Origin of the sequence: Streptomyces milbemycinicus, from assembly GCF_002154605.1 — a bacterium.
Classification (GTDB): Bacteria; Actinomycetota; Actinomycetes; order Streptomycetales; family Streptomycetaceae; genus Streptomyces; species Streptomyces milbemycinicus.
Genome location: NZ_MUNE01000843.1, coordinates 1 through 8442 on the forward strand (window position 1 = coordinate 1; position 8442 = coordinate 8442).

At 72.6% G+C, this 8442-nt stretch carries 8 protein-coding genes; 2 read left to right on the plus strand and 6 right to left on the minus strand.

Annotated elements, in window-relative coordinates:
- Together CCN51_RS47430 and CCN51_RS47435 are read right to left on the minus strand one after the other, a co-directional pair.
- On the minus strand, window positions 1-752 hold a 752-nt coding region (locus CCN51_RS47430; RefSeq protein ID WP_107426280.1), incomplete at its 3' end, for an aminoglycoside phosphotransferase family protein.
- Window positions 753-769: 17 nt separating this feature from the next.
- Complete coding sequence (locus CCN51_RS47435) at window positions 770-1375, minus strand: DUF4291 domain-containing protein (protein WP_043488110.1); 606 nt, start codon at window positions 1373-1375, stop codon at window positions 770-772.
- Window positions 1376-1467: 92 nt separating this feature from the next.
- Between CCN51_RS47435 and CCN51_RS47440 the strand changes: the two genes are divergently transcribed.
- Entirely contained in the window at window positions 1468-2199 is a 732-nt protein-coding gene (locus CCN51_RS47440) for a DUF429 domain-containing protein (protein WP_014181584.1), read from the plus strand.
- A 153-nt stretch (window positions 2200-2352) separates the two neighbouring features.
- Here CCN51_RS47440 and CCN51_RS47445 read toward each other — a convergent pair whose 3' ends face one another.
- The 4 genes from CCN51_RS47445 to CCN51_RS47460 form a co-directional block, all read right to left on the minus strand.
- Complete coding sequence (locus tag CCN51_RS47445) at window positions 2353-3594, minus strand: transglycosylase family protein (RefSeq protein ID WP_043488114.1); 1242 nt, start codon at window positions 3592-3594, stop codon at window positions 2353-2355.
- Window positions 3595-5684: 2090 nt separating this feature from the next.
- Window positions 5685-6497, minus strand: a complete 813-nt coding sequence (locus CCN51_RS47450; RefSeq protein ID WP_014181586.1) for an SAM-dependent methyltransferase — start codon at window positions 6495-6497, stop codon at window positions 5685-5687.
- Between the two features lie 71 nt (window positions 6498-6568).
- A complete protein-coding gene (locus tag CCN51_RS47455) occupies window positions 6569-6805 on the minus strand; it encodes a DUF397 domain-containing protein (RefSeq protein ID WP_014181587.1) in 237 nt (78 codons plus the stop codon).
- On the minus strand, window positions 6806-7666 hold the full coding sequence (locus tag CCN51_RS47460; protein WP_014181588.1) for a helix-turn-helix domain-containing protein: 861 nt from the start codon (window positions 7664-7666) through the stop codon (window positions 6806-6808). It lies immediately after the preceding gene.
- 128 nt (window positions 7667-7794) lie between these two features.
- Between CCN51_RS47460 and CCN51_RS47465 the strand changes: the two genes are divergently transcribed.
- A complete protein-coding gene (locus tag CCN51_RS47465; RefSeq protein ID WP_238545523.1) occupies window positions 7795-8214 on the plus strand; it encodes a hypothetical protein in 420 nt (139 codons plus the stop codon).
- Window positions 8215-8442 lie beyond the last annotated feature (228 nt).

The following is an 8442-nucleotide window of genomic DNA, read 5'->3' on the forward strand; positions in this document are numbered from 1 at the left end:
CTCCTCCCCGCACAGGCGCGGAAGGGGTCCCGCGCCTGTGCGGGGAGGAGGTTCCAGGCGGGGATCAGGTCGCAGGCGGGGTCCCCCACGCCCATGGTCGCGAAGTCGATGACCGCGCTCAGCCGACCGCGGTCGACCAGCACATTGCCGGGCATCAGATCGGCGTGGATCCACACGGGCGGGCCGGACCACTCGGGCGCCTTCAGAGCCGCCTCCCACGCCGCGGTGGCGGCCTGCGTATCGATGATGCCGTTCAGTTCCCCGATCGCGGTGCGGGTCCCGGCGTCCTGCGTGGTCAACGGCCCACCCCGGTAGGCGGCCGGGCCGTCCGCGAGCTCGATCCGGCGCATCGCGGCGATGAACGCCGCCAGGTCCGCGGCGAGCCCGGCGGGGTCGGTGAGGCGCCCGGCCACCGGGTTCTCGCCGTCGAGCCAGCGGTGGACGGACCAGGGCCAGGGGAAGTCCTCGGTGGGCAGCCCTTTTTCGGCCACCACGGGGATGTCGACCGGCAGCAGCGGGGCGAGCCGCGGCAGCCACCGGTGCTCGAACTCCACATCCCCCACCATCCGTTCGGCGAGGGGCAGCCGCACGGCCAACCCGTCGCCGAGCCGGAACATGGCGTTCGACGTGCCGTCCGACGGAACCCGCTCCACGGGCAGCTGCGCCCACTGCGGGAACCGCGCGGCCACCAGCCGCCGCACCAGCGGTACGTCGATGTCGAACTCGTCAGCGTGCATTCTGCCCGCGCTCATCAGTGGTTTCTCCTCGTTCAGCACGCCACGGGCGCACGCAGATGGCTCAGCAACTCGTCCCCGGCCGGGTACGGGCGCTCCTCGGGCAGCAGCCTCACCGCCGCGTCGAGCTCGTCCCGGCGCACCAGGGCGTGGACCTCGTGCGCCAGCGGGGTCACATCGGTGATCGCGACCGTCCACTCGTCCGCGTAACGGCGCGCCGCCCCGCCCGAGAGCCCGAGCTGCAGCGAGCGATACGGCAGCGGCCGCAGCCGCAGATCCCGCTCCGGATCCCACTGGACGCGCGCGGGGGCGGCCTTCAACGCCCGCTTCCAGGCGGCCTGGTCGGGGTGGAGCCCGCGCTCGTAATGCGACAGACACGACCGGCCGAGCGCCCACTCGAACCCTTCGCGGGTGATCTCGACGGCCAGAACGGTCTCCTGCCCCTCCTTGGCACCCCAGCCGCAGCGATACATCATCCACAGGAACGACGGCTTGATCCATGTCATCCGGTCCCGCTTCCAGGCGGTTGGGAAGCGGCCGTCCCGGGCCGCGGGCAGGCCGAGGTGCGGGGCGTACGCCTGGTAGACGGTGACCGTGGACTCCGTGTGGAGCGCGCGGATCTGATGTCGCGGTTCTTGCATGGCCACCAGGGTGGCGGGCGCGGGCCGTCCGCGGCCAGCGAATTACGGCGATGCCGGGCGGTGCGGCCGGGCCGCGTGGTCAGATACAACACATGGGTTCCGAAAGCGACTTTCCCGACACCTCTCCCGCCGCCGGAGGCACGGCCCCGCATGTTGTGGGGGTGGACGCCTGCCCGGGCGGCTGGGTGGCGGTGGCCCTGCGCGGCGGCCGGTTCGCGGGTGCCGACATGGACGCGGCGCTGGCGGCGCTGCTGACGCGGGTGCCGGCGGCCGTCGTGGTGGCGGTCGACATTCCGCTGGGGCTGCTGGAGGCGGGGCGGCGCCGCGCGGACGAACTGGCGCTGGGCCGCGTGGCCCCGCACCGCTCGCGGGTCTTCCCGGTGCCGCCGCGCCCGGTGTGGGAGGAGCCCGACTACGGCGCGGCCAACGAGCGCTGCCGGCGCCTCACGGGCTTGGGCCTGCCCCGTCAGTCCTGGGGCCTGGTGACCAAGCTGCGGGAGGCCAACGCCTGCCGCGAGGGCGGCGAGCGGCGCCTGTACGAGGTGCACCCCGAGGTCTCCTTCGCGGCCATGAACGGCGGCCATCCGGTGGCCTTGAGCAAGAAGAGCTGGAGCGGCCAGGCCCAGCGGCGGGGGCTGCTCGGTGAGCAGGGCATCGCCCTGCCCGATGAGCTCGGCCCGGCGGGCCGGGTGCCGCCCGACGACGTACTGGACGCCGCGGCGGCGGCCTGGAGCGCGCACCGGATCGCCCTCGGCACCGCGGTGAGCCTGCCCGACCCACCCGAGACGACGCGTGACGGGCTCCCGGTCGCCATCTGGTACTGACCGGAGCGGGTGGTACTGACCGGAGCAGGCTGTGCCGGCCGCGTCCGGCCGCACAGCCCGCTCCAGTACAGCCTGCTCCGTACGGGGCGAAGCGCGGGAAGCCGCCCGGCCCCCTCCTCCGGGCGGCCTCCCGTTCGCCGGTCCGGCCAGGCGTCAGATGGCGACTCCGCGTGAGCGCAGATACGCGACGGGGTCGATGTCCGAGCCGTAGCGCGGACCGGTGCGCACCTCGAAGTGGAGGTGCGGTCCGGTGGCGTTGCCGGTGGCGCCGGAGCGGCCGATGCGCAGGCCCGCGTCCACCGTCTGTCCGGGGCGCACCGCCAGCGAGGACAGGTGCGCGTACTGGGTGTAGAGGCCGTCGGAGTGGCGGATCACCACTTCGTAGCCGTAGGAGCCGCCCCAGCCCGCGGTCACCACGACGCCCGGGGAGGCCGCGCGCACCCCGGTGCCGACGGGCACCACGAAGTCGACCCCGGTGTGGTGGCCGCTGGCCCAGCGCGGGCCGCGGACGCCGTACGACGTGCCGAGCGGGCCGCTGACCGGGGTCATGTGGCGGCGCTGGGCGGAGGGCCGGCGGGCGCCGTGGGCCGAGGTGCCCGATGTCGTGGCCCGCGTCTTGCCGGCCTGTTGGTGGCTACTTCGCGCGGAGCGCGGCTGCTTCGTGGGTGGCTGCTTTGTCTGCGGCTGCTTCCCGTGTGCCGCCGCCGTGCGCGCCGTGCCGGTGCGGGAGGGGAGGGCGAGCCGCTGTCCCGGGTAGATCTTGTCCGGGTCGGAGCCGATGGTGCGCCGGTTGGCGCGGTAGAGCGCCTTCCAGCCACCGCCCACGGACTCGCGCTGCGCGATACGCGACAGCGAGTCCCCGGGCACGACCCGGTACGGCCCGGAGCCGGTGGCGTGCCGCCGCGGGGTGGGGGAGTGGTGGCGGGATCCCGTGGAGTGTCCGGACCCGGCGGAGTGTCCGGACCCCGCGGAGTGGCCGGAGCCGCCGCGGTTCGCGCCGGACGCGGGTCGGCTGTCGCGGGTCAGCCGCCCCCGTACCGAGCAGACCGGCCAGGCGCCCGGACCCTGGCGGCGCAGCACCGCCTCGGCCACGGTGATCTGCTGGGCCCGGGTGGCGAGGTCGGCCCGCGCCGCGTACTTGGTGCCGCCGTAGGCCTCCCAGGTGTGCTGGGAGAACTGCAGCCCGCCGTAGTAGCCGTTGCCGGTGTTGATGTCCCAGTCGCCACCGCTCTCGCATTCGGCGACCTTGTCCCAGGTTTCCGAGGGGGCCGCGACGGCCATGTCGGCGCCCAGGAACGGCAGGACGATGCTCACGCTGCCCACGGTGAGGGCGGCACACAGGGGCGAGATCCGGCTGGGCGGTGCGGAACGGCGGTGACTTCCTCGTTGGGCCATGGGCCTGTTCCCTCCACGAGCGTTCGACTCGCCCACCGGCAGCCCCGGCGGGCTGTACGAGTACCGCAGCCGGACGGCGCAGGTCACAAGGCGCTGGGGGTCTCACGGACTGCCGTGCGCCGTCGAACGCCACCCCCGGGGAAGCTGATGCTCCATCAGCCCCGCACGGCAAGGCGCGTGGAGGACCGGGGGCGCACGGGTCGGCCCGGCACCCGCGGCGTCCTGGACGCGGCGGGCCCCCGCCGAGCCCGGCCCGGCGACGGGGCCGAGGTCCGCGGCGTCGGCGGCGTCCGGGCGGGGGCGGGAAATGATTCTTTCCCGGCGCGGACGGACCGGGTAATCCTCGGGATTGGTTTACCCACCCCATCGGTCCCGCAGGCCGCGGCGGGGGACGAAATACGCGCGGTACGGGGGAGATCGGGCGGCACCGGGCCCGGCACTCCGCCGCCGCCCGGAATCCGCCGGCCCCCGCGCCGAGCCGGTCCCCCGCTCCCGGCTTGGGGGATCCGGCCGGGAGGAGAGGGGAAAAGCGCTGCGGGACGGCCGAACCCATCCGCCGGAGAGCGGGGGAGAAGAGGGAGGGAAGCGGGAGAGAGAAGGAGGGAAGGAGAAGGAGAGAAGAGCGGGAGAAGAAGTATGGCGGCGTCATGCGGGCGGTAGCGGCCGGGCCTGCGCGTTCGCGCCGACCGTAGCGGGCCGTAGCGACCGGGCAACGCCCCGCACGCGAAGCGGCGTCGCACTTGTTTCGACAGGTCGTCATCCAGTCGCCGCGCACGGCATATCAGATCCGGACACGAGGGTGATCCGTTCCGTGCTGGGCGGATGCATTTGCGCTCCCTGGTGCTCGGTTCGATCGAAGGGCCGGGTCCTGGAGCGGAGCTTGTCGTACGAGGCGGGCCGTATGGCGCCTATCGGCGCGGACCGCGAATCGCCCCTTCCCGGCGGTATCCCCGTACAACTCGTCGTAGCGGAGGTCATCGGCCCGGCCCGGGGGCCTGGGGCGGCCTCTCCCCGCGGCCGGGGCCGGGCGGGGACGTCGCCCGCGGACCCGCTCCTTCCTGGGGGTATGGATGCGCGAGGTCCCCTCTGAGGGGCGCCGTGCGGAGTTCCCGCCTCCGGTCCGGGGCCGGTTCCCCCTCATGTCCCGGGCCGACGGGGAGCGCCGGCTGCGCGACGAGTCCTTATATCGACGGCAACGGCCCCTCGCGGGCGAGGCGCCCCTTCTCCTCCGTATCGATTTACCGCATCCCTGATCCGCGGACTCCGCCCCGGCCCGGGACGTGGGACGGAGCCTGCCGACTGAGGGGTTCCTTACCCGGTCGGATGGATTTGCGGCGCACCGTACGGCGTTCGGCCCGCGGGCCGGGCCTGGGACGGAGTGGGACGGAGGCGGAACCCGCCGCTACCCGGCCGGGCCGTAAAATCGACCTTGTGCGTGAACCGTCCCCTCTCGGCCGTGCGATATCCGCTCTGCCGTGCGAGGCTCCGGTCCGGCCCGAGGCGCGGGGCGGAGCCGGTGCTACGGGCCGGAGCCGCAAAACGATGCCGCCCGCGAGGGCCGGGATGAGCGGCGGGATAGCGAAAGATCCGCCGCACCGCCGTGCTTCTCCCGAAAAGGCGATCGCCGCCCGGGCCCGGAAACTGGCGGAGAATCAGGCGGTCCACGTATAGCGGGAGGCGCGCCGCCGCGCATACCATGTCAATCACATCGACTTCCTCCGCAGACCGCCCGTCGGGGCGGTTTGTGAATAATCAACTCTCCCCGCCGCCCAGTCGGGACCCGGGAGGGCACCAGTCCCTCTTTATCCAGGGCCCCGTCCGCCGGTGAGCGGTAAGGGCCCGCGGCCGGGTTCGCACTGCCAGGGGAGCGCACCGCGCCTACGGCGTACGGCGGTCATCGCCGCTCGCCGCCGTACGTGATGTGTCGTATCCATGCGTACGCCATGCGGCTGGACGCCTGACCAGGGGGCGCACGCTGCGCCGTCGCATGCCGCGGACCGCCCGTCGAACACCGGGCCGGGCCCGCTCGCCCGCCGCCACGGGGGCGGCAGCGGGCGATACCGGCGGACCGGGACCGCTGTCGGCCGGGCTCAGGGCTTGCGCGCCAGGCCCGCGTAAACGGTGACCGGCGGGTCTTCGGGGGCGAGTTCTTCTTCCTCGGCGTCCGGCCGCCAGTGCGACACCAGGACCGGCGCCGGGCCGACGGGCTCCAGGCCGTGGAAGAACCTCGCCACCTCCGCCCGGGTGCGTGGCCGCAGGGTCACACCACCCTTGCGGTACAGGGACACGACCCGCTCCGCCTCCTCCTCGCTGCCGTCGGCGGTGGCATGCGAGAACACCAGGTGGCTGCCCGGGGCGAGCGCGTCCATCAGGCCGTGCACCAGGTCGTAGGCGCCGTCCTCGTCCGGGATGAAGTGCATGAGCGAGATGAGGGAGAGGGCGACCGGCCGGCTCAGATCGAGCACATCGGTGGCCAGCTCGATGATCTGCCCGGGCTCGCGCACATCCGCTTCGAGGTAGTGGGTGGCGCCTTCCGGGGTGCTGCGCAGCAGCGCCTCGGCGTGGCGCAGCACGATGGGGTCGTTGTCCGTGTAGACCACGTGGGAGTCGGGGGCGATCCGCTGGGCGATCTGGTGGAGGTTGGGCTCGGTGGGTATCCCGGTGCCGATGTCGAGGAACTGGCGGGTGCCGGAGCGGGCCAGCCACTCGGTCGCGCGGTGCATGAACAGGCGGTTGATCCTGGCGGAGTCTCTGACGGTGGGGTCGATGTCGAGCACCTGCACGGCCAGTTGCTCATCGACGGGGTAGTTGTTCTTGCCGCCGAGTATGTAGTCGTAGACGCGGGCCGGATGGGGCCTGCTGGTGTCGATTCTGGTGGGCTCTGGCCCGGATGTCGCTGACATGGTGCGCTCCATGGGGGTCGGCGCGGTGGTGCCGGGGTGCGGGTATGGATGCGGGTGCGGGTGCGGATGTGTCAGGAGACCAGGAAGTCGGCCTTGCCGGCCTTGGCGCCCTGGATGAAGGCGATGATCTCGTTGCGGGTGTAGATCAGCGCCGGGCCCTCCGGATCGGTGGACTGTCGGAGCGCGACCCGGCCGTCGTCCAGTTTCCGGGCCTCGACACAGTTGCCGCCGTTGCCGCCGCTCCACGGCTTGTGCCAGCCCTCGGTGCCGAGGTCGGCCGCGCGCATGCCGTTGAAAATGCGATCCATTCAGAGCTCCTTGCGGAAATCGCGGAGGATTTCCTTTGTGCGTCGTGCGGTTGCCGCCTGGGCCGCCATGCGGTCCAGGACCTCCAGATGGGAGGCCACCTCGACACGTTCGTCGAGGTAGACGGCGCCGGTCAGGTACTCGACGTAGACCATGTCCGGCAGTTCGGGTACAGCGAAGCGGAAGAGGACGAAGGGCCCGTAGGTGCCCGGGTGGTGTCCTGAGGAGAACTCCGCTATCTGCAGGGTGACATTGGGCCGCTCGGTGGCCGTCAGCAATCGGTCGATCTGACCCCGCATGACCTCGGGGGTGCCCACGGGGCGGCGCAGCACGGTCTCGTCCATCACCACCCACAGATGCGGGGCGTCCTCGCGGGTGATCAGCGTCTGGCGCTCCATGCGCAGGGCGACATGCCGCTCGGACTCCTCGGGGTCGACCTGGCCGACGGCGCCGGTGCGCATGATGGCCCGGGCGTAGTCCTCGGTCTGCAGCAGACCGGGGATGAAGTGCGGCTCGTACGCGCGGATGACCGCGGCGGCGCCCTCCAGGCTGACATGCACGCTGAACCAGTCCGGCAGGATGTCGTGGAACCGCTGCCACCAGCCGGGCCGGTTGGCGTCCTCGGTGAGGGTGATGAACGCCTCGGCCTCGCCGCCGGTGACGCCGTATGCGTCCAGCAGCATCCGCACATACGGGATCTTCAGGGCGACCTCGGCGGTCTCCATCCTGCGGATGGTGGCGGGCGCCACATGCAGCACCTTGGCGGCCTGCTCACGCTTGAGACCTGCTCTTTCGCGCAGCTCCCGCAGGCGCTTGCCGAGGACGACCTGGCCCACGGTCGCGGCTGACCGCGGTTCACTCACTTCTACCTCCCGCAGCTGATGCCCGCAGTGTGTCATGCCCTGAATGGAGCGGACACACTGCACTTGCGACTCTGCACTTTTCAGAGTGCCCCTTGCCAAGTGCACGAGGCGTTACGCATAGTGGCGTCGTGATCCCGTCAACTCCCGTGGCGCCGCCCAGGCCCGGCCGTCGACAGCGTCTGGAGCTGCCGCCCACGCTGTTCGCCGAGGCCGGATACGACGCCATCGCCCTGCCGGAGCGGCATGGACGTCAGGTCATGGAGCTGCTGCCCAGGGCGGGCTGTGTCTACTCCGTCGAAGGCCGATGGTGGTGGATCGTTCCGCCGCGGTCGGACTGTGGGCTCAACTGGCCCGCGATCGCCCTCTATTCGGTCGGCGCGGTGGTGTCGGACGCGCCGCCGGGGCGGCCGGATCCGGTGGCGGAGGCGCCCCGGCTGATCCACCGGCCCGAGGGCACCGTGCCGTACACCCATCCGCTGGTGCTGCATATCGCCGTGTGCGCGGTCGCCGGAGTCTCCCCGACCTGGCCGGACCGGCCGGGGCCGTAACGTCCCGGCGGCCCCGGCAGAGGCCCTGGCTCGCCCGGCGTCCCACCCGTCCGGGGCCTGTACAGCCGGGGCCGGACCCCGGCGCCCGTACTCGCCGTCAGGAACCGTTGTCGGTCTGCAGATACGCGGCGGGGCGCGGATAGCGGCGCATGGTGCCCCCGCCGGTCGGTTCGTCGCTGTCCATGGTGGGCAGCGCGGCGGGCGGAGTGGCGGCGGCCGGGGTGGCCG

Excerpts from the sequence above, each read along its gene's own strand:
- CCN51_RS47435 (WP_043488110.1), bottom strand. The coding sequence starts at position 1,375 with ATGCAAGAACCGCGACATCAGATCCGCGCGCTCCACACGGAGTCCACG.
- CCN51_RS47455 (WP_014181587.1), bottom strand. The coding sequence starts at position 6,805 with ATGGATCGCATTTTCAACGGCATGCGCGCGGCCGACCTCGGCACCGAG.
- CCN51_RS47440 (WP_014181584.1), top strand. The coding sequence starts at position 1,468 with ATGGGTTCCGAAAGCGACTTTCCCGACACCTCTCCCGCCGCCGGAGGC.
- CCN51_RS47450 (WP_014181586.1), bottom strand. The coding sequence starts at position 6,497 with ATGTCAGCGACATCCGGGCCAGAGCCCACCAGAATCGACACCAGCAGG.
- CCN51_RS47445 (WP_043488114.1), bottom strand. The coding sequence starts at position 3,594 with ATGGCCCAACGAGGAAGTCACCGCCGTTCCGCACCGCCCAGCCGGATC.